The sequence below is a fragment of the Pseudomonas sp. LRP2-20 genome (assembly GCF_024349685.1).
GTDB lineage: Bacteria > Pseudomonadota > Gammaproteobacteria > Pseudomonadales > Pseudomonadaceae > Aquipseudomonas.
Genome location: NZ_AP025944.1, coordinates 1,198,451 through 1,218,209 on the forward strand (window position 1 = coordinate 1,198,451; position 19,759 = coordinate 1,218,209).

17 protein-coding genes are annotated in these 19,759 nt (G+C 64.0%); 10 read left to right on the forward strand and 7 right to left on the reverse strand.

Annotated features, from left to right (window positions below; all coding sequences use genetic code 11):
* Window positions 1-98: 98 nt before the first annotated feature.
* The 5 genes from OCX61_RS05215 (at window position 99) to OCX61_RS05235 (ending at window position 4,825) form a co-directional block, all read left to right on the forward strand.
* Window positions 99-857, forward strand: a complete 759-nt coding sequence (locus OCX61_RS05215; RefSeq protein WP_261942887.1) for a thioredoxin fold domain-containing protein — start codon at window positions 99-101, stop codon at window positions 855-857.
* An 82-nt stretch (window positions 858-939) separates the two neighbouring features.
* Complete coding sequence (locus OCX61_RS05220) at window positions 940-2,244, forward strand: homoserine dehydrogenase (RefSeq protein WP_085673377.1); 1,305 nt, start codon at window positions 940-942, stop codon at window positions 2,242-2,244.
* 49 nt (window positions 2,245-2,293) lie between these two features.
* Complete coding sequence (gene thrC, locus OCX61_RS05225; RefSeq protein WP_027920098.1) at window positions 2,294-3,703, forward strand: threonine synthase; 1,410 nt, start codon at window positions 2,294-2,296, stop codon at window positions 3,701-3,703.
* A 372-nt stretch (window positions 3,704-4,075) separates the two neighbouring features.
* The gene (locus tag OCX61_RS05230) at window positions 4,076-4,465 is read left to right on the forward strand and encodes a histidine kinase (protein WP_261942888.1); all 390 of its coding nucleotides are present in this window, start codon (window positions 4,076-4,078) and stop codon (window positions 4,463-4,465) included.
* 78 nt (window positions 4,466-4,543) lie between these two features.
* Window positions 4,544-4,825: a DUF3509 domain-containing protein gene (locus OCX61_RS05235; protein WP_261944272.1), complete on the forward strand. Its 282-nt coding sequence runs from the start codon at window positions 4,544-4,546 to the stop codon at window positions 4,823-4,825.
* A 153-nt stretch (window positions 4,826-4,978) separates the two neighbouring features.
* On the opposite strand, the gene OCX61_RS05240 is transcribed toward OCX61_RS05235, so the two are convergent.
* Entirely contained in the window at window positions 4,979-5,836 is an 858-nt protein-coding gene (locus OCX61_RS05240) for a TIGR02285 family protein (RefSeq protein ID WP_261942889.1), read from the reverse strand.
* 11 nt (window positions 5,837-5,847) lie between these two features.
* Window positions 5,848-7,047 (reverse strand): CaiB/BaiF CoA transferase family protein, encoded by a 1,200-nt coding sequence (locus tag OCX61_RS05245; protein WP_261942890.1) that lies wholly within the window; start codon window positions 7,045-7,047, stop codon window positions 5,848-5,850.
* Window positions 7,048-7,180: 133 nt separating this feature from the next.
* Here OCX61_RS05245 and OCX61_RS05250 point away from each other — a divergent pair, with 133 nt between their 5' ends.
* From OCX61_RS05250 to OCX61_RS05260, 3 genes are all read left to right on the forward strand, one after another.
* The gene (locus OCX61_RS05250) at window positions 7,181-7,723 is read left to right on the forward strand and encodes a YaeQ family protein (protein WP_054887014.1); all 543 of its coding nucleotides are present in this window, start codon (window positions 7,181-7,183) and stop codon (window positions 7,721-7,723) included.
* 30 nt (window positions 7,724-7,753) lie between these two features.
* Complete coding sequence (gene recJ, locus OCX61_RS05255) at window positions 7,754-9,463, forward strand: single-stranded-DNA-specific exonuclease RecJ (protein WP_261942891.1); 1,710 nt, start codon at window positions 7,754-7,756, stop codon at window positions 9,461-9,463.
* Window positions 9,464-9,887: 424 nt separating this feature from the next.
* Window positions 9,888-10,994: an NADH:flavin oxidoreductase/NADH oxidase gene (locus OCX61_RS05260; RefSeq protein WP_261942892.1), complete on the forward strand. Its 1,107-nt coding sequence runs from the start codon at window positions 9,888-9,890 to the stop codon at window positions 10,992-10,994.
* 623 nt (window positions 10,995-11,617) lie between these two features.
* Here the strand turns inward: OCX61_RS05260 and OCX61_RS05265 are convergent.
* From OCX61_RS05265 to ydcS, 5 genes are all read right to left on the reverse strand, one after another.
* Window positions 11,618-13,042 (reverse strand): gamma-aminobutyraldehyde dehydrogenase, encoded by a 1,425-nt coding sequence (locus OCX61_RS05265; RefSeq protein ID WP_261942893.1) that lies wholly within the window; start codon window positions 13,040-13,042, stop codon window positions 11,618-11,620.
* Between the two features lie 18 nt (window positions 13,043-13,060).
* Window positions 13,061-13,867 carry an ABC transporter permease gene (locus OCX61_RS05270; protein WP_261942894.1) on the reverse strand — a complete coding sequence of 269 codons (807 nt, stop codon included), beginning with the start codon at window positions 13,865-13,867 and terminating at the stop codon, window positions 13,061-13,063.
* Window positions 13,857-14,759, reverse strand: coding sequence for an ABC transporter permease (locus OCX61_RS05275; RefSeq protein ID WP_261942895.1), 903 nt, complete (start codon window positions 14,757-14,759; stop codon window positions 13,857-13,859). The genes OCX61_RS05270 and OCX61_RS05275 overlap by 11 nt, the downstream gene beginning before the upstream one ends.
* 1 nt (window position 14,760) lies before the next feature.
* Window positions 14,761-15,801: an ABC transporter ATP-binding protein gene (locus tag OCX61_RS05280; protein ID WP_261942896.1), complete on the reverse strand. Its 1,041-nt coding sequence runs from the start codon at window positions 15,799-15,801 to the stop codon at window positions 14,761-14,763.
* A gap of 150 nt (window positions 15,802-15,951) precedes the next feature.
* Window positions 15,952-17,103, reverse strand: coding sequence for a putative ABC transporter substrate-binding protein YdcS (gene ydcS, locus OCX61_RS05285; protein ID WP_261942897.1), 1,152 nt, complete (start codon window positions 17,101-17,103; stop codon window positions 15,952-15,954).
* Between the two features lie 216 nt (window positions 17,104-17,319).
* Here ydcS and OCX61_RS05290 point away from each other — a divergent pair, with 216 nt between their 5' ends.
* Together OCX61_RS05290 and OCX61_RS05295 are read left to right on the forward strand one after the other, a co-directional pair.
* Window positions 17,320-18,006, forward strand: a complete 687-nt coding sequence (locus OCX61_RS05290) for a tellurite resistance TerB family protein (protein ID WP_261942898.1) — start codon at window positions 17,320-17,322, stop codon at window positions 18,004-18,006.
* Between the two features lie 128 nt (window positions 18,007-18,134).
* A complete protein-coding gene (locus tag OCX61_RS05295; RefSeq protein WP_261942899.1) occupies window positions 18,135-19,757 on the forward strand; it encodes a methyl-accepting chemotaxis protein in 1,623 nt (540 codons plus the stop codon).
* Window positions 19,758-19,759 lie beyond the last annotated feature (2 nt).

The window sequence follows — 19,759 nt, forward strand, 5'->3', positions numbered from 1 at the left end:
GTGGTAGGCTTGGGCGGTTTGCATCAAGGGCCGCCCGGTTGCCGCGTTTTTTCCGCAGGTGACGCCCCCCGGCCCCTGTCCGCCTCCAGGAGTTCCCCATGCGCGTGACCCAGATTTTCGCCGCCGCCGTGTTGGCGCTGGCCAGTACCTTTGCCGTAGCCGCGGCTGACAGCAATGCCAGCGCCGAGCAAGCCATCCGCAAGTCGTTGCAGAACCTCGAACTCGAAGTACCGGTGGAAAGCGTTGGCAGCAGCCCGCTCAACGGCCTCTATGAAGTCAAGCTGCAGGGCGGCCGTGTGCTGTATGCCAGCGCTGATGGCCAGTACGTCATGCAGGGCTACCTGTACCAGCTGCAGGATGGCAAGCCGGTCAACCTGACCGAGAAGACCGAGCGTCAGGGCGTAGCCAAGCTCATCAACGGCATTCCGGCCGCCGAGACCGTGGTTTATCCTGCCAAGGGCGAGACCAAGTCGCATATCACCGTGTTCACCGACACCACCTGCCCGTACTGCCACAAGCTGCACGCCGAAGTGCCCGAGCTCAACCGCCGCGGTATCGAAGTGCGCTATGTCGCCTTCCCGCGTCAGGGCCTCGGCTCGCCGGGTGACCAGCAACTGCAGGCGGTCTGGTGCTCCAGCGACCGCCGCGCGGCGATGGACAAGATGGTCGAAGGCAAGGAAATCAAGGCCGCCAAGTGCGCCAACCCGGTCAGCAAGCAGTTCCAGCTGGGCCAGCAGATCGGCGTCAACGGCACGCCGGCCATCGTGCTTGAAAACGGCCAGGTGATTCCGGGCTACCAGCCCGCACCACAAGTGGCCAAGCTGGCCCTGGCTGGCGAGCAGCAGGCCGCCAAGTAATTCATTCAATACGCCGTCGTCATGGGGTGACGGCATGTTTCACGGTCGGTGAAGGCGCCGGCCGTTCAATGGGGAGTTCACAGTGAAACCGGTCAAAGTAGGCATCTGTGGGTTGGGGACCGTCGGTGGCGGAACCTTCAATGTACTTCAGCGCAACGCCGAGGAGATTGCCCGCCGTGCCGGGCGCGGTATTGAAGTGGCACAGATTGCCATGCGCTCGCAGAACCCCAACTGCCAGATTACCGGTACCCCCATTACCGCTGATGTGTTCGAAGTTGCGAGCAACCCGGAAATCGACATTGTCATCGAGCTGATCGGTGGCTACACCGTCGCCCGTGATCTGGTGCTCAAGGCGATCGAAAACGGCAAGCACGTGGTCACCGCCAACAAGGCGCTGATCGCCGTGCACGGTAACGAGATTTTCGCCAAGGCCCGCGAGAAGGGCGTCATCGTCGCCTTCGAAGCGGCAGTGGCAGGCGGCATCCCGGTGATCAAGGCCATCCGCGAAGGCCTGTCGGCCAACCGCATCAACTGGCTGGCCGGCATCATCAACGGCACGGGCAACTTCATCCTCACCGAAATGCGTGAGAAAGGCCGCGCCTTCCCCGACGTGCTGGCCGAAGCCCAGGCACTGGGCTATGCCGAAGCCGACCCGACCTTCGACGTCGAAGGTATCGATGCCGCGCACAAGCTGACCATCCTGGCGTCCATTGCCTTTGGTATCCCGCTGCAGTTCGACAAAGCCTACACCGAGGGCATCACCCAGCTGACCACCGCTGACGTGAACTACGCCGAAGCGCTGGGCTACCGCATCAAGCACCTGGGCGTGGCGCGTCGCACCGCCGAAGGCATCGAGCTGCGCGTGCATCCGACGCTGATCCCGGCCGACCGCCTGATCGCCAACGTCAACGGCGTGATGAACGCAGTCATGGTCAATGGTGACGCCGCCGGTTCCACCCTGTACTACGGTGCCGGCGCCGGCATGGAGCCTACCGCTTCGTCGGTGGTGGGTGACCTGGTCGACGTGGTCCGTGCCATGACCTCCGACCCGGAAAACCGCGTGCCGCACCTGGCCTTCCAGCCAGACTCGCTGTCGGCCCACCCGATCCTGCCGATCGAAGCCTGCGAAAGCGCCTACTACCTGCGCATCCAGGCCAAGGACCACCCGGGCGTGCTGGCCCAGGTGGCGAGCATCCTGTCGGAGCGCGGCATCAACATCGAGTCGATCATGCAGAAGGAAGCCGAGGAACAGGACGGCCTGGTGCCGATGATCCTGCTGACCCACGGCGTGGTCGAGCAGCGCATCAACGACGCCATCGTCGCCCTGGAAGCACTGCAGGACGTGGTCGGCAAGGTCGTGCGCATCCGCGTCGAACAGCTGAATTAATTTGCCAATCGGGCCGCTCGCGCGGCCCTAGCATCGAAGGTTTGCACCCATGCGCTATATCAGTACCCGCGGTCAGGCTCCGGCCCTGAATTTCGAAGACGTGCTGCTGGCTGGCCTGGCCAGCGACGGCGGCCTGTACGTCCCTGAAAACCTGCCACGCTTCACCCAGGAAGAGATCGCTTCCTGGGCCGGCCTGCCATATCACGAACTGGCTTTCCGGGTAATGCGCCCGTTCGTCGAAGGCAGCATCGCCGATGCCGATTTCAAGAAGATCCTCGAAGAAACCTACGGCGAGTTCGCCCACGCGGCGGTCGCCCCGCTGCGCCAGCTGAACAGCAACGAGTGGGTGCTGGAGCTGTTCCACGGCCCGACCCTGGCGTTCAAGGACTTCGCCCTGCAACTGCTCGGCCGCCTGCTCGACCACGTGCTGGCCAAGCGCAACGAGCGTGTGGTGATCATCGGCGCCACCAGCGGTGACACCGGCTCCGCCGCCATCGAAGGCTGCCGCAGCTGCGAGAACGTCGACATCTTCATCCTGCACCCGCACCAGCGTGTGTCGGAAGTGCAGCGCCGGCAGATGACCACCCTGTTCGGCGACAACGTCCACAACATCGCCATCGAAGGCAACTTCGACGACTGCCAGGAAATGGTCAAGGCCAGCTTCGCCGACCAGTCGTTCCTCAAGGGCACTCGCCTGGTTGCGGTCAACTCGATCAACTGGGCGCGGATCATGGCCCAGATCGTCTACTACTTCCATGCGGCCCTGCAGCTGGGCGGCCCGGCCCGTTCGGTGGCGTTCTCGGTCCCGACTGGCAACTTCGGCGATATTTTCGCCGGTTACCTGGCGCGCAACATGGGCCTGCCGGTCAGCCAGCTGATCGTTGCCACCAACCGCAACGACATCCTGCACCGCTTCATGAGCGGCAACCAGTACGTGAAGGAAACCCTGCACGCGACCTTGTCGCCATCGATGGACATCATGGTGTCGTCCAACTTCGAACGCCTGCTGTTCGACCTGCACGGCCGCAATGGCGCCGCGCTGGCCGAGCTGATGGCGACCTTCAAGCAGGGTGGCGGCTTCAGCGTCGAACAGGACCGCTGGACCGAGGCGCGCAAGCTGTTCGATTCGCTGGCAGTCAGCGACGAGCAAACCTGCGAGACCATCGCCGAGGTGTTTGCCGCCACCGGTGAAGTGCTCGACCCGCACACCGCAATCGGTGTGAAGGCCGCCCGCGAATGCCGCCGCAGCCTGGACACGCCGATGGTGGTGCTGGGCACCGCGCACCCGGTCAAGTTCCCGGAAGCGGTGGAGAAGGCCGGTGTCGGCAAGGCGCTGGAATTGCCGGCGCACCTGAGCGACCTGTTCAGCCGTGAAGAGCGTTGCACCGTGCTGGCCAATGACCTGAAGGCTGTTCAAGCCTTTGTCAGCCAGCATGGTAATCGCGGCAAGCCTTTGTAATCGCATTGATATCGGGGGCCGCTTTGCGGCCCATTCGCGGGGCAAGCCCGCTCCCACAGGATTATCACCCGTTTCCAGGCGTGCGCTGTACTTGTGGGAGCCGCGCTTGCCGGCGAAGGGCCGCAAAGCGGCCCCGGCAATTCATGCAACGACCTTGAAACCGTGGGGCCGCTTCGCCGGCAAGCGCGGTTCCCACAGGCATTGCACAGTCCTTGAGGAACGTGGGCTCTCTGTGGGAGCGGGCTCGTCCCGCGAATGGGCTGCGGAGCAGCCCCAGGTTCAGAAACTTCCTATACCTTTCACGGAATTGTCCTATGTAAGGCTGTGGAAGCCTTGCCTAGAGTGACCGGTCCTTCCCCCAAGGAGCGGCACATGCGACAGCCCTACGTGTTGATCCACCCGGCACGCCCATCCCATCAGATCCTCCTGCACCAGGCCTGCAATGCCCAAGGCCTGTTCAATGTGCGCGTCACCCACGACCTGGCCGACCTCGACACCTGCCTTGCCCGCAAGCCGTGCGCCGATCTGTTGATCCTTGAGCATGCCGTGAGCAATGGGCTGGCGCTGCTCGAACGGGCCAGCGCTACCCGTGCCGTGCTGTTCGTCGGCCACGCCAACGCAGGCTGCCTGAACCTCGCCGATGAGGCCCGGCGCCAAGGCTTGTGGGTCCTCGCTGACCTGCCTTGGCCCCTGCCAGTCGGGCGCTGGCAACAAGCCCTGCAGCGTATTCAAACTGTCACGTCACCCACGCATGCTCACTAGCACAGCCGTGGCGTAACGAACTTTCTGCCGCGTTTGCTGGTCAGTTCCTTCATGTCCCATTACAAGCGAGTGATCCGGATGGAAAGAATCTGCAGACTGCTCAACGACGCCCTCACCCCCTACCAAGCCAAGCTGGGGGCAACGGATGCCAGCGGCAATCGCCAACTGACCGTGTACGACAGCCTCGGTGGCACAGCCTTGCGACGTACGGTCAGCCTGCGCCAGTTGCAGGAGCAAAGCCTGCTGATCGACCTGGTAGACGGCTTGCACCGTGACCTGCAGATTGTCGAAGGGCGCTTGCAGCCCTGTGTGATCGCGGCATTGCAACAGCGCCAGCAGCCACAGGGAACCTTTGCCTGACTGGCGTATCAGAAATACCAAGGGCAGCCGGCCGGTGCACAGCTCCGGTACTGGCAGGTTGCCGCTGGAAGTCCATGAGGACTTTCGATTGGCCCCGGGCGTCTTCCCCAGCGTCCGGGGTTTCTTTTTGCCCCCGCTTCCACTGACTGCAGCTCAACGGTTTTCGAAGAAGTGCCTGCTCTCTTCCAGGTAGCTTGCGCGCAGCTCGGGGTCAAGCCAGTGAGCATACAGGGCAGGCAACGTGTTCTGGCGCAGGGCTGGCAGCAACTGGTTGATGTGGCTGATGGCGGCGCGCCCCAGTGGCGTGTCCGAGCAGCCTACGTGCAGGAACTGGTAGCGGTTCACGCCCTGAATCGGGTGAAACTGGTAGTCCGCCGGCGAGCCGCCCTGTTGCTGAATCAGGTAGCGCACTTCCGGCCAGTAGCCCAGCACCAGTTGCAGGCGCCCAAGCTGTTGCATCTGTAGCAGGTTGGCGGTGGCATCGTTGCCGTAATGGCGGCTGAACGCCGAGTCTGGCAGCTGGCGCAGGATCGCGTCGACCTGGCTGCTGTAGCTGCGCTCGGCGACGATGCCCAGCTTGAGCTGGGTATTGCCGAGCAAACCCTTGAGGTCGATCTCCTGGCCGTCGAGGAACGGTGCCAGCAGCGCCTGCCCGTTCTTGCGCACCACCACACCGCTGCTCAGCACGCCGAGCGTCGGCTCTGAGAAGTACACGAATTTCGCACGCTCCGCCGTCCACAGCAGTGTCGGGTCGCAGGTGAAGCTGGCCGGGTCCTGGAGCATCTGGATCCCACGCGCACGGTTGACCCGGATGATGCTGTGGTCGTATTCGGGCATCTGCTCGATCAGCAGCGGCAGCATCTGGTCGATGACCCCGTGGCCTTTCTCCGTGCCTTCATACACGGTGAATGGCGGCAGGTCGCGCACCAGCCACAGCAGGCGTTCCTTAGCTTGCGCCGGCGCCACCAGCAGGGCAAGCAGCAGCGCGCAGCACAGGGCCAGTGAACGCATCTGCAGCAGCCTCAGACCGTGCCCGCCTGGCGCAGGCTGGCGATCGCCGCCTGGTCATAGCCCAGCGAAGCCAGCACGCTGTCGGTATGTTCACCCAGCGTCGGGCCAACCCATTCGGCGGAACCCGGGGTGTCCGAGAGCTTGGGCACGATGCCCGGCATCTTGAACGGCTTGCCGTCCGGCAGGCGCGCTTGCAGGAACATCTCACGGGCCAGGTACTGCGGGTCGCTGAACATGTCCTCGGCCGAGTAGATCCGGCTGGCCGGCACTTCGGCGTCGTTGAGCACCTGCATCAGTTGGTCCAGCGGCAGGCTGTTGGCCCAGCGGTCGATCACTCCGTACAGCTCGTCGCGCCGGGCATCGCGGCCGTCATTGCTGGCCAGGTCCGGGTCGTTGGCCAGGTCGGTGCGGCCGATGGCCTGCATGAAACGCTTGAAGATGGCGTCACCGTTGGCGCCGATCTGCACATGCTTGCCGTCGGCGCTGGTGTGGATGGAGGAGGGCGTGATGCCCGGCATGATGTTGCCGGTACGCTCGCGGATGAAACCGAACACGTCGAACTCCGGGACCATGCTCTCCATCATGGCGAAGATCGCTTCGTACAGCGCCACGTCCACCACCTGGCCCTGGCCGCCATTGACCTCGCGATGACGCAGTGCCATCAGCGCGCCAATCACCCCCCACAGCGCGGCGATCGAATCACCGATGGAAATCCCGGTGCGTACTGGCGGGCGATCGTCGAAGCCGGTGATGTAACGCAGCCCGCCCATCGATTCACCGACCGCACCGAAGCCCGGTTGGTCCTTCATCGGCCCGGTCTGGCCAAAGCCGGACAGGCGCACCATCACCAGGCGCGGGTTGAGGGCGTGCAGCACGTCCCAGCCCAGGCCGAGCTTTTCCAGCACGCCGGGGCGGAAGTTCTCGATCAGGATGTCGGCTTCGCCGAGCAGGCGCTTGAGCACTTCACGACCTTCGGGGTGCTTGAGGTTAAGCGTCAGCGACTGCTTGTTGCGCGCCTGCACGAACCACCACAGCGATGTGCCCTCGTACAGCTTGCGCCATTTGCGCAGCGGGTCGCCGCCGTCCGGCGACTCGACCTTGATCACTTCAGCGCCGAATTCGGCGCAGATTCGCGAGGCGAACGGCCCGGCGATCAGGGTGCCGAGCTCGATGACTTTCAGGCCGGCGAGGGGTTTGCTGGGCGTAGACATGAGGCATCCGTGGCAACTGGTCAGAGCCGTGGTTTTAGCATAGGTCCGAAGCGGCCGATACTGCTCCGGCGCAAGCGCAGGCAGGATCGGTTAGACTAGGTGACTTTTTTCTACGCACGAAGCCCCTTCGACCATGGCCCAGCCGTCCACCACTTACAAATTCGAACTGAACCTGACCGACCTCGACCGCGGCGTGTACGAAAACGTCCGTCAGACCATCGCCCGCCACCCTTCGGAAACCGAAGAGCGCATGGCCGTGCGCCTGCTGGCCTATGCCCTGTGGTACAACGAGAACCTGTCGTTCGGCCGTGGCCTGTCCGATGTGGATGAAGCGGCGCTGTGGGAAAAGAGCCTGGACGACCGCATCCTGCACTGGATCGAAGTCGGCCAGCCGGATGCCGATCGCCTGACCTGGTGCTCGCGCCGCACCGAGCGCACCAGCCTGCTGGCCTACGGCAGCCTGCGGGTGTGGGAAGGCAAGGTGGTGGGTGCGGTCAAGGGCCTGAAGAACCTGAGCATTGCCGCCGTGCCGCAGGAGGTGCTGGAAGTCCTGGCCACCGACATGCCACGCACCATCAAGTGGGATGTGATGATCAGCGAGGGCACCGTATTTGTTACCGACGACCGTGGCCAGCACGAAGTGCAACTGCAATGGCTGCTCGGTGAGCGTGGCTGAACCGACTGACACCTGACTGCCGAAGACCCCATGCGTATCGAACCCCGCCCGCTGCCATCGACCCTGCCATTTCTGGGTAACCTGCCACCCTTGCTGACCCGCCTGTACGCCGCTCGCGGCGTGCAGTCCGAAGCCGAACTGGACAAGAGCCTGGCGCGGCTGCTGCCGTATCAGCAGCTCAAGGGCATCGAGGCGGCGGTGGACTTGCTGGTCGAAGCCCTCGACCAACGCCAGCGCATCCTCATCGTCGGCGACTTCGACGCCGACGGCGCCACCGCCAGCACCGTTGGCGTGCTCGGCCTGCGCCTGCTGGGCGCGGCCCATGTCGATTACCTGGTGCCCAACCGCTTCGAATACGGCTATGGCCTGACGCCAGAGATCGTCCAGGTGGCGCTCGAGCGCCAGCCGGACCTGCTGGTTACCGTCGATAACGGTATCTCCAGCGTCGAAGGTGTTGCCGCCGCCAAGGCGGCCGGGCTCAAGGTGCTGGTCACCGACCACCACCTGCCGGGCCAGCAGTTGCCGGACGCCGACGCCATCGTCAATCCGAACCAGCCTGGGTGCGGCTTCCCCAGCAAGTCGCTGGCCGGGGTCGGGGTGATCTTCTATGTGCTGATGGCCCTGCGTGCACGCCTGCGCAGCCTGGGGCGCTATGAAACGCAGCCGCAACCGAACATTGGCGAGCTGCTCGACCTGGTCGCCCTGGGCAGCGTTGCCGACGTGGTGCCGCTGGATGCCAACAACCGCATCCTCGTCCACCAGGGCCTTGAGCGCATCCGCGCCGGCCGTGCACGGCCTGGCCTCAAGGCCATCCTTGAAGTGGCACGGCGTGACCATCGGCGCATCACCTCCACTGACCTCGGCTTCATCCTCGGCCCACGGCTCAATGCCGCCGGGCGCCTGGATGACATGAGCCTGGGCATCGAATGCCTGCTGTGTGAAGACCAGGCCTTGGCCCAGGACATGGCCCAGCAGCTGGATGATCTGAACCAGGACCGCAAGTCGATCGAGCAGGGCATGCAGCGCGAGGCCCTGGCCCAGCTCAAGGACCTGCCGGTCGAGTCCATGCCTTATGGCTTGTGCCTGTTCGATGCCGATTGGCACCAGGGTGTGATCGGGATCCTCGCCTCGCGCCTGAAGGAGCGCTACCACCGGCCGACCATCGCCTTTGCCGATGCGGGCGACGGCATGCTCAAGGGGTCGGCGCGTTCGGTGCCGGGCTTCCATATCCGCGACGCGCTGGACGCCGTGGCAGCGCGCCAGCCGCAGCTGATCAGCAAGTTCGGTGGGCATGCCATGGCGGCGGGGTTGTCCCTCCCCGAAAGCAACTTCCCGGCGTTTGCCGAAGCGTTCGATGAAGAAGTCCGGCGCCAGCTGCGTGAGGAGGACCTGACCGGTCGTCTGCTGTCGGACGGCAGCCTGGCGGTGGAGGAGTTCCACCTCGACCTGGCCAAGGCCCTGCGCAACGCTGGGCCTTGGGGGCAGCACTTCCCCGAGCCGCTGTTCCATGGGGTGTTCCAGTTGGTGGAGCAACGTGTGGTCGGCGAGCGGCACTTGAAGGTGGTGCTCAAGAGCGAGTGCGGCTCGGTCCGGCTGGATGGTATTGCGTTTGGCATCGACCGTGATGTGTGGCCGAACCCGACGGTGCGGTGGGTGGAGTTGGCGTACAAGCTGGATGTGAATGAGTTTCGCGGGAATGAGAGCGTGCAGTTGATGATTGCGCATATGGAGCCGCGCTGAATTTACCGCAGGTGCCCGCCTCGGTTTTTGTGGTGGGGCGGAAATCGAGCGCCGCCCGCGCGGCGCATCGCGAGCTGTGCTCGCTCCTACGTTTGTTTCCGGCCAGTAACGCCTGTGGCAGGCGCGCGCGACCGCCTTGTTGGTACGACTCGATATTGCGCCATGCGCCAAGGCGTTCGCGCGCAAATCCCCCAGGAACAACTGGCCCGAAACAAACGTAGGAGCGAGCACAGCTCGCGATGCGCCGCGCGGGCGGCGCTCGATCTGACAGGCGCCGCAAACCTTCCGACGAACACCCCGCCATCCCACTGAACCTTCCCCCCCACCAATCTGGTCTAGTCTGATTAATGACCGGCACCGGGCCAGGGATGTGCACTTGAGTGTCCGGACCGGATCACCATTGGAGTCCTTGGGAGGTGCCCTCATGAGCCTGCTGCTCGAGCCTTACACCCTGCGTCAGCTGACGCTGCCCAACCGCATCGCGGTCTCGCCGATGTGCCAGTATTCCGCCATCGATGGCCTGGCCAACGATTGGCATCTCGTTCACTTGGGGAGCCGCGCCGTGGGTGGCGCCGGCCTGGTCATCAGCGAAGCCGTCGCGGTGACTGCCGATGGTCGCATCACCGCCGAAGACCTTGGCCTGTGGAACGACGACCAGATTGCGCCGTTGCAGCGCATTACCCGCTTCATCACCGCCCAGGGCGCCGTGCCGGGCATTCAGCTGGCCCACGCCGGGCGCAAGGCCAGCACCTATCGGCCTTGGCTGGGCAAGCAGGGCAGTGTGAAGCTCGAGGACGGTGGCTGGCAGCCGGTGGGCCCTTCGAAGATCGCCTTCGACCCGCAGCACACGCCTCCGCGCGAATTGAGCAAGGACGAGATTCAGGGCGTGATCAATGCCTTCGTCGCCTCGACCGAGCGGGCGCTGAAAGCCGGCTTCAAGGTCGTCGAAATCCACGCGGCCCATGGGTATCTCCTGCACCAGTTCCTCTCACCACTGAGTAACCAGCGCCGTGACGAGTACGGTAGCTGCTTCGAGAACCGCATTCGCCTGACCCTGCAGGTGGTCGAGGCCGTACGTAAAGTCTGGCCTGCAGAACTGCCGCTGTTCGTGCGCGTATCGGCAACCGACTGGGTCGAGGATGGCTGGAACCCGGATGAAACCGTAGAACTGGCCCGCCGCCTGCGGGTGCTGGGTGTCGACCTGATCGACGTGTCCTCCGGTGGCACCTCGGTCAACGCCGAAATCCCAACAGGCCCGGGCTATCAGACCCGCTTTGCAGAACGCGTGCGCAAGGAAGCAGAGATTGCCACGGGCACCGTCGGCATGATCACTGAGCCAGCCCAGGCCGAGCATATTCTGCGCACCGGGCAGGCCGACGTGATCTTCCTGGCGCGGGAGTTGCTGCGCGATCCTTACTGGCCGTTGCATGCCGATGATGATCTGGGTGGTAACAAGGCCACCTGGCCTGCGCAGTATCAACGGGCGACCAGCCGCGCCAACCCGATTCACGAGTCCGATTTGCGAGATTGATAGGGGCCGTTGACCCATCGCGGCAATGTGAGAGCAACTGTCTCGCTCAATTGCCTAAATCTGGCGCGATTCCTGTGGGAGCCGCGCTTGCCGGCGATGGGCCGCGCGGCCCCGGCAGTTTATGCAAAAACCTTGAGATCGTGGGGCCGCTTCGCGGCCCATCGCCGGCAAGCGCGGCTCCCACAAGTACAGCGCACGCCTGGAAGATAGTGATAATCCCGTAGGAGCGGGCATGCCCGCGAAGCAAGCGACTCGGTGTATGGCACCGGCTTTGCCGGTGTTCGCGGGTGAACCCTCTCCCACAGTGGTTGCGTTAAATCTGCACTTGGTGTTTGACCTCCAGATAGTCATCCACCGCTTCCTTGAAGGTTGCAGAAAGTGTTCGACGTGATCGGGTATGAAACCCGACGATATCGCGGGTGGTGCAAGGGTGCCCCACCCATAAGCGATCCTCTTTGCTGTATTTCACTAGTGCTCTATGTCCCCGATATTCCATGCTTTCTGGCTTTCTGATCGTGCGTTTTCGAAGATCACAAAATAATGGAAGCAAGATCAGGAACGGGCTTAATGCAATGTAGGAAAGCTCCTGGATTGAGGTCCAAGCCTCAATCCAGGCATTGCGTTCAATGCTTGATCATCACATGCCGCACACAGGTGTAGTCCTCCAGCCCATACATCGACATGTCCTTGCCATACCCCGAGTGCTTCTGCCCGCCATGGGGCATTTCGCTGACCAGCATGAAGTGGGTGTTGACCCAGGTGCAGCCATACTGCAAACGCGCCGCCAGGCGGTGGGCGCGGCCGGTGTCACGGGTCCACACCGATGATGCCAGGCCGTATTCGGAATCGTTGGCCCATTCCAGTGCCTGCTCCTCGGTGCTGAAACGGGTCACCGACACTACCGGGCCGAACACCTCGTTGCGCACGATCTCGTCATCCTGCAAGGCGTCGGCCAGCACGGTCGGCTCGAAGAAGAAGCCATCCCCCGCAATCACCTTGCCGCCAGTCACCAGGCGGATATGTGGCTGGGCGATGGCGCGCTGGACCAGGCCGGCCACCTTGTCGCGGTGCTGGGCGCTGATCAGCGGGCCGAGTTCGGTGTCCTCGGCATCCTGCAGGCCGGCCTTGAGGCTGGAAACGGCCTTGCCCAGGCGTTCTACGAAGCGCTCATAGATACCCGCCTGCACATACAGGCGGCAGGCGGCGGTGCAGTCCTGGCCCGCATTGTAGAAGCCGAACGTGCGGATGCCGTCGATGGCCGCGTCGATATCGGCGTCGTCGAACACCAGCACCGGCGCCTTGCCGCCCAGTTCCATGTGCATGCGCTTCACGCTGTTGGCAGTGGCACCAATGATATGTGCCCCGGTCGGGATGGAGCCGGTCAGCGACACCATGCGCACCTTGGGGTGGGTGACCAGTGGGTTGCCGACCGTCTGCCCGCGGCCGAACAGGATATTGAGCACGCCGGGCGGCAGCAGGTCCTTGGCCAGCTCGCCCAGGCGCAGGGCGGTCAACGGGGTCATTTCCGAGGGCTTGATGACCACGGTGTTGCCGGCTGCCAGGGCCGGGGCGATCTTCCACGCCAGCATCATCAGCGGGTAGTTCCACGGCGCGATCGAGGCCACCACGCCCAACGGATCGCGGCGGATCATCGAGGTATGGCCCGGCAGGTATTCACCCGCGGCCGAGCCACCGAGGCAGCGGGCGGCGCCGGCGAAGTAACGGAACACGTCGGCGATGGCCGGGATTTCGTCATTCAGGGCGGCGGCAAATGGCTTGCCGCAGTTCTGCGACTCCAGCCGGGCCAGTTCATCGCCATGGGCTTCGATGGTGTCGGCCAGCGCCAGCAGCGTCAGCGAGCGTTCCTTGGGGCTGGTCTGCGACCAGCTGTCGAAGGCCTGGTCGGCGGCACGCACGGCGGTATCGACCTGGGCCTCGGTGGCTTCGTTGATCTGCGCCAGGGCGCTGCCCTCGGCCGGGTTGAGCACGGTCCAGGTCGGGCCATCGCCTGCGACCAGCTTGCCGTTGATCAGCATTTTCGTTTGCATCGGGGGACTCCTCGTGGGTCATTTGCCACTGCCCGCAACGCTTTCGCCGCCACGGGTCAGGTAATAGGCGCCGAGAATCGGCAGCATGGTCACCAGCATCACCAGCATGGCGACCACGTTGGTCACCGGCACGTCACGCGGGCGGCTGAGCTGGTTGAGCAGCCAGATCGGCAGGGTGCGTTCGTGGCCTGCGGTGAAGGTGGTGACGATGATCTCGTCGAACGACAGGGCGAACGCCAGCATACCGCCGGCCAGCAGGGCCGAGCCGAGGTTGGGCAGGATGATGTAGCGGAAGGTCTGCCAGCCATCGGCGCCGAGGTCCATGGACGCCTCGATCAGGCTCTGCGAGGTGCGCCGCAGGCGGGCGATCACGTTGTTGTAGACGATCACCACGCAGAACGTGGCATGACCTATCACGATGGTGAACACGCCAGGTTCTATGCCCAGGCGCTTGAATGCCGAGAGCAGGGCGATGCCGGTGATGATACCGGGCAGGGCGATCGGCAGGATCAGCATCAGCGAGATGCTCTCCTTGCCGAAGAAGCTGCGCCGGTACAGCGCTGCCGAGGCCAGGGTGCCGAGCACCAGCGCGATCAGCGTGGCCAGGCAGGCCACCTGCAGCGACAGTTTGATGGCTTCGAGCACGTCGGGGCGGGCGAAGGCCACGGCGAACCAGTTGAGGGTGAAGCCCTTGGGCGGGAAGCTGAACGCTGCGTCTTCGGTGTTGAAGGCGTACAGGAAGATGATCAGGATCGGGAAGTGCAGGAACAGCAACCCGCCCCAGGCCGCCAGGCGCAGGCCGACCGACGCTTTTTCAGAGTGCATCGAAGGCCCCCAGGCGCTTGACGATGGACAGATACACGGCAATCAGCACGATCGGCACCAGCGTGAACGCCGCAGCCATCGGCATGTTGCCGATCGCCCCTTGCTGGGCATAGACCATGCTGCCGATGAAATAGCCCGGAGGGCCGACCAGCTGCGGGACGATGAAGTCGCCCAGGGTCAGCGAGAAGGTGAAGATCGAGCCGGCGGCAATCCCGGGGATCGACAGCGGCAAAATAACCTGCAGGAACGTTTGCCCGGGCCGGGCACCCAGGTCTGCCGAAGCCTGCAGCAACGACGGCGGCAGGCGCTCCAGCGAGGCCTGGATCGGCAGGATCATGAATGGCAGCCAGATGTACACGAACACCATGAAGCGCCCCAGGTGCGAGGTCGACAGCGTGCTGCCGCCAACGCCAGGCACCGCCAGCACGGCTTGCAGCAGGGCGTCCAGGTGCAGCTGCTGGACGAACCACTGGGCCACCCCGCCCTTGGCCAGCAGCAGGGTCCAGGCATAGGTCTTGACGATGTAGCTGGCCCACATCGGCATCATCACCGCGATGTAGAAAAACGCCTTGGTCTTGCCGCTGGTGTAGCGCGCCATGTAGTAGGCGATCGGGAAGGCCAGCACCGCACTGGCCAGCGATACGGCCACGGCCATGGTCAGGGTGCGCAGGATGATGTCGAAGTTGGACGGGTTGAACAGCGCGGCGAAGTTGCCCAGGGTCAGCTCCGGGGTAACTGCCATGGTGAAGTCGTCGAAGGTGTAGAAGCCTTGCCACAGCAAGCTGAGCAGCGAGCCCAGGTAGATGGCGCCGAACCAGGTCAGCGGGGGGATCAGCAGCAGTGCCAGGTAAAGGTTGGGGCGCCGGTACAGCAGGTCGGATAGGCGGCGCATGTCAGCGGACCTCTGCCTGCACGGTTTCCTGCAGCGCGGTCATGGCTTCGCGTGGCCAGCGCACCTGCACCTGCTGGCCGGCCTGCCAGGGCCGTGGCTGCTCCTGCCAGCGGTCGTTGGCGTGGCTCACTGCCAGAAGCTGGCCGCTGTCCAGTTGTACCTCGTAGCGGGTGGCGCTGCCCTGATACTGGACGTCGCGCAGCAGGCCACTGAGCTGAACGTCTTGCGCCTGGCCTGGCTGGTCCACCAGGCGGATATGCTCGGGGCGAATGGAAAACGGCGAGCGACTGCCTCTGAGGCGTTCGGCGAGGTCGCCACGGATGACGTTGGAGGTGCCGACGAACTCGGCGACGAAGGTGGTCGCGGGCTTCATGTACAGGTTGCGTGGCGTGTCGACCTGCTCGATGCGGCCACGGTTGAATACCGCTACCCGGTCCGACATCGACAGCGCTTCGGTCTGGTCGTGGGTAACGAAGATGAACGTGATGCCCAGCTGGCGCTGCAGCTTCTTCAATTCGCCCTGCATCTGTTCGCGCAGCTTCAGGTCGAGCGCGCCCAGCGGTTCGTCCAGCAGCAGCACCCGTGGCCGGTTGACCAGCGCGCGGGCCAGGGCCACGCGCTGGCGCTGGCCGCCAGAGAGTTGCGCCGGTTTGCGTTCGCCGTAACCGGCCAGGGCGACCATGGCCAACGCTTCTTCGGCGCGCGCCAAGCGTTCGGCCTTGGCCACGCCCTTGACCTTGAGGCCATAGGCGATGTTGTCGCGCACGTTCATGTGCGGGAACAGGGCGTAGTCCTGGAACACCGTGTTGACGTCGCGCTGGTAGGGCGGCACGCCAGCGGCCTCGACGCCATGGATGCGGATCGAGCCGCTGTTGGGTTGCTCGAAGCCGGCGATCAGGCGCAGGCAGGTGGTCTTGCCCGAGCCCGAAGGGCCTAGCATGGAGAAAAATTCGCCGTCTTCGATATCGATACTGACCTGGTCGACGGCCTTGACCTCGCCGAAGGTGCGGGAAACCTGGGTGAACTGGACGGCTAGGGGCATTGCATTGGCTCCGTTCGATTCCTGTCTTCTGCACGGGCCTCTTCGCGGGGCAAGCCCGCTCCCACAGGACTCTCACAACCTTCAGGCCAGTGATATTTCTGTGGGAGCGGGCTTGCCCCGCGAAGAGGCCAGAACAGGCTTCAACCGGCCTCAGCGCCCGCCCATGATCGCAATGTAATCCTGGGTCCAGCGGCTATATGGCACGAACTTGCCGCCCTGGGCCTGTGGGGTTTTCCAGAAGGCGATCTTGTCGAAGTTGTCCCAGCCGTTCGTCTTGCAGCCCTCGGCACCCAGCAGCTCGCTATGGGTACAGGCGTCAGGCACTGCCGGCAACGAGCCGAACCAGGCTGCCACGTCGCCCTGCACTTTCGGCTGCAGCGACCAGTCCATCCACTTGTAGGCGCAATTGGGGTGCTTGGCCTCGCTGTGCAGCATGGTGGTGTCGGCCCAGCCGGTGGCACCTTCCTTCGGAATGGTCGAGGCCACTGGCTGGTTCTCGGCCTTCAGGCCATTGACCATGTAGCCCCACGAACTGGAGGCGACCACGCCTTCGTTCTTCACATCGCTCATCTGCACCGTGGCGTCGTGCCAGTAACGGTGGATCAGCGGTTGCTGTTGGCGCAGCAGCTCGAGCACGGCCTTGTACTGTGCTTCATTGAGCTCGTACGGGTCCTTGATGCCCAGCTCGGGTTTGGCTGATTTCAGGTACAGCGCCGCGTCGGCGATGTAGATGGGCCCGTCATACGCCTGCACGCGGCCCTTGTTCGGCTTGCCATCGGGCAGGTCCTGGGGCTCGAACACCACGCTCCAGCTGGTCGGTGCCTGCTTGAAGGTATTGGTGTTGTACAGCAGCACGTTCGGGCCCCACTGGTATGGCGTGCCGTACACCTGTTTGTCGACCACGTACCAGCCACCATTCTGCAGGCGTGGGTCGATGTGCTTCCAGTTGGGGATCAGCGCAGTGTTGATGGGCTGTACGCGCTTGCCGACGATCAGGCGCAGCGAGGCGTCGCCGGACGCGGTCACCAGGTCGTAGCCGCCCTTGGTCATCAGGCTGACCATTTCATCGGAGGTGGCTGCGGTCTTGACGCTCACCTTGCAGCCGGTTTCCTTTTCGAAGCCGGTGACCCAGTCGTAGGCCTTGTCGCTTTCACCGCGCTCGATGTAGCCGGGCCAGGCGACGATATCCAGTTGGCCTTCGCCGGCGCCCACGGCCTTGGGCAGGTCGGCGGCCTGCAGGCCGGCGCTGGCCAGCAACGCGCCGGTCATGGCGCCGAGCAATGCGGTCTTGTGCACTGACATGGTGTTCCCTCTTCTTGGAGATCTTGGTCGGGGCAGTCGTCAAGAAAGCAGTGAAGCAATGGTTATAAGCGTAGTCGCCTGTGCGAGTGGTTGGCGATCACGAGTCTAGTTGGCTTTTTGCCAGCTAATGCAACATCCGGAAGCAAATCCTGGCGTGGCCGTTCACGTGCCAAGCCTTACGCTGGGCTTTCCCTTTCGTACCGTGGAGACATGCACATGAACACTCGGGGCCTGCTCGATCAATTGCTCAAATCCGGCCAGGAACTGCTCAACAAGCAGTCCGGGGCGGGCAAGCCGTCGGCTGGCGCCGGTGGGCTGGGTAGCCTGCTCTCCGGTGCCGGCACAGGCGCCTTGGGGGCGGGTGCGCTGGGCCTGTTGCTGGGCAGCAAGAAAGCCCGCAAGTATGGCGGCAAGGTGCTCACTTACGGTGGCCTGGCGGCGCTGGGCGTGCTGGCCTACAAGGCCTATGGCAACTGGCAGGCGCGCCAGGGCACAGGGCAGGGCGCCGAGCCGCAGACCCTCGATCGCCTGCCGCCAGCCCAGGCCGAACAGCACAGCCAGGCGGTGCTGCGCGCATTGGTGGCAGCGGCCAAGTCCGATGGCCATATCGATCAGCGCGAGCGGGCCCTGATCGAAGGTGAATTCACCCGCCTGGACAGCGATCGCGAGCTGCAGCACTGGCTGCACGATGAGCTGAACAAGCCGTTGGACCCTGCCGAAGTCGCCCGCGCTGCGCAAACGCCGGAGATGGCTGCCGAGATGTACCTGGCCAGCGTGATGATGGTCGATCAGGAAAACTTCATGGAGCGCGCCTACCTCGACGAACTGGCCCGCCAGCTGCGCCTCGACCCGGCCCTGCGCCAGGAACTGGAGAGCCAGGTACGGCTTGCCGCAGCCCAATGAACTGGCAAATGGCCTGTCCGCCAGCGATAGAGGCCTGAATACCTCGTATTTCAGCCGCAAAAGCGTAGGAAGCCTGGGCTATACTTCGGCGATTTTTCCCGCTCGTTGTGAATTCCTGAGGGCTGAATGTGAAGAACTGGACCTTGCGCCAACGGATCCTGGCAAGTTTCGCCGTGATCATCGCCATCATGCTGCTGATGATCGTAGCCGCCTACTCGCGGCTGGTGACGATCGAAAGTGCCGAGGAAGCGGTGGGGACAGACAGCATTCCAGGTGTTTACTACAGCTCGATGATCCGCAGCGCCTGGGTCGACAGCTACGTCACCAGCCAGCAGCTGGTGGGCCTGTCCAACCGCCGCGAAATCACCCAGGCCGACATGGAGCTGTTCAAGAGCTTCGAGGATCGCCTCAAGCAGTACATGGCCAGCTACCAGGGCACCATCCAGGACACCGACGACCAGGAGCGTTTCGACACGTTCATCAAGCTCGAAGAAAACTACCTGAAGGTGGTCGGCCAGGTACTCGACGCCTACCGCCAGCACAACTACGCCGAAGCCGAGCGGCTGATCGGCGAGGTGCTCACCCCGGCCTGGGTGGACGGGCGCAAGCACCTGAACACGGTGATCGAGCACAACCGCCAGTCTGCGGACGCCGCCACCCACGAAATTGTCAGTGCCGTGAGCACCGCCAAGGGCAGCATGATGGTCTCGCTGCTGCTGGCGATCATTGCCGCCGGTATCTGCGGCCTGCTGCTGATGCGCGCCATTACCGCGCCGGTGCAACGCGTGGTACATGCCCTCGACAAACTGCGCTCGGGCGACCTCAGCATGCGCCTGAGCCTGGACCGCAAGGATGAGTTCGGCGCCATCGAAAGCGGCTTCAACGAAATGGCCGAAGCGTTGGCCAACCTCGTGGCCCAGGCGCAGCGCTCTTCGGTGCAGGTGACCACCTCGGTCACCGAGATTGCCGCCACCTCCAAGCAACAGCAGGCCACCGCCACCGAAACGGCCGCCACCACCACCGAGATCGGCGCCACCTCGCGTGAAATCGCCGCCACCTCGCGCGACCTGGTGCGCACCATGACCGAGGTCACCTCCGCCGCCGACCAGGCCTCCAGCCTGGCCGGCTCCGGCCAGCAGGGCCTGGCGCGCATGGAAGAGACCATGCACCAGGTGATGGGCGCCGCCGACCTGGTCAACGCCAAGCTGGGGATCCTCAACGAAAAGGCCAGCAACATCACGCAGATGGTGGTGACCATCGTCAAGGTGGCCGACCAGACCAACCTGCTTTCGCTCAATGCCGCCATCGAGGCGGAAAAGGCCGGTGAATATGGCCGTGGTTTTGCCGTGGTTGCCACTGAGGTGCGGCGCCTGGCCGACCAGACGGCCGTGGCCACCTACGACATCGAGCAGATGGTGCGGGAAATCCAGTCGGCGGTGTCGGCCGGGGTGATGGGCATGGACAAGTTCTCCGAAGAAGTGCGCCGCGGCATGTTCGAGGTGCAGCAGGTGGGCGAACAACTGAGCCAGATCATTCACCAGGTGCAGGCCCTGGCACCGCGTGTGCTGATGGTCAATGAGGGCATGCAGGCCCAGGCCACCGGTGCCGAGCAGATCAACCAGGCCCTGGCCCAGCTCAGCGATGCCAGCACCCAGACGGTGGAATCGCTGCGCCAGGCCAGCTTCGCCATCGATGAGCTGAGCCAGGTGGCCGCCGGCCTGCGCGGTGGTGTATCGCGCTTCAAAGTCTGATC

What these genes read in the sequence shown, in the direction of transcription:
- OCX61_RS05215 (WP_261942887.1), top strand. Translation starts at nt 99, where the DNA reads ATGCGCGTGACCCAGATTTTCGCCGCCGCCGTGTTGGCGCTGGCCAGT.
- thrC (WP_027920098.1), top strand. Translation starts at nt 2,294, where the DNA reads ATGCGCTATATCAGTACCCGCGGTCAGGCTCCGGCCCTGAATTTCGAA.
- OCX61_RS05230 (WP_261942888.1), top strand. Translation starts at nt 4,076, where the DNA reads ATGCGACAGCCCTACGTGTTGATCCACCCGGCACGCCCATCCCATCAG.
- OCX61_RS05235 (WP_261944272.1), top strand. Translation starts at nt 4,544, where the DNA reads ATGGAAAGAATCTGCAGACTGCTCAACGACGCCCTCACCCCCTACCAA.
- OCX61_RS05240 (WP_261942889.1), bottom strand. Translation starts at nt 5,836, where the DNA reads ATGCGTTCACTGGCCCTGTGCTGCGCGCTGCTGCTTGCCCTGCTGGTG.
- OCX61_RS05245 (WP_261942890.1), bottom strand. Translation starts at nt 7,047, where the DNA reads ATGTCTACGCCCAGCAAACCCCTCGCCGGCCTGAAAGTCATCGAGCTC.
- OCX61_RS05250 (WP_054887014.1), top strand. Translation starts at nt 7,181, where the DNA reads ATGGCCCAGCCGTCCACCACTTACAAATTCGAACTGAACCTGACCGAC.
- recJ (WP_261942891.1), top strand. Translation starts at nt 7,754, where the DNA reads ATGCGTATCGAACCCCGCCCGCTGCCATCGACCCTGCCATTTCTGGGT.
- OCX61_RS05260 (WP_261942892.1), top strand. Translation starts at nt 9,888, where the DNA reads ATGAGCCTGCTGCTCGAGCCTTACACCCTGCGTCAGCTGACGCTGCCC.
- OCX61_RS05265 (WP_261942893.1), bottom strand. Translation starts at nt 13,042, where the DNA reads ATGCAAACGAAAATGCTGATCAACGGCAAGCTGGTCGCAGGCGATGGC.
- OCX61_RS05270 (WP_261942894.1), bottom strand. Translation starts at nt 13,867, where the DNA reads ATGCACTCTGAAAAAGCGTCGGTCGGCCTGCGCCTGGCGGCCTGGGGC.
- OCX61_RS05275 (WP_261942895.1), bottom strand. Translation starts at nt 14,759, where the DNA reads ATGCGCCGCCTATCCGACCTGCTGTACCGGCGCCCCAACCTTTACCTG.
- OCX61_RS05280 (WP_261942896.1), bottom strand. Translation starts at nt 15,801, where the DNA reads ATGCCCCTAGCCGTCCAGTTCACCCAGGTTTCCCGCACCTTCGGCGAG.
- ydcS (WP_261942897.1), bottom strand. Translation starts at nt 17,103, where the DNA reads ATGTCAGTGCACAAGACCGCATTGCTCGGCGCCATGACCGGCGCGTTG.
- OCX61_RS05290 (WP_261942898.1), top strand. Translation starts at nt 17,320, where the DNA reads ATGAACACTCGGGGCCTGCTCGATCAATTGCTCAAATCCGGCCAGGAA.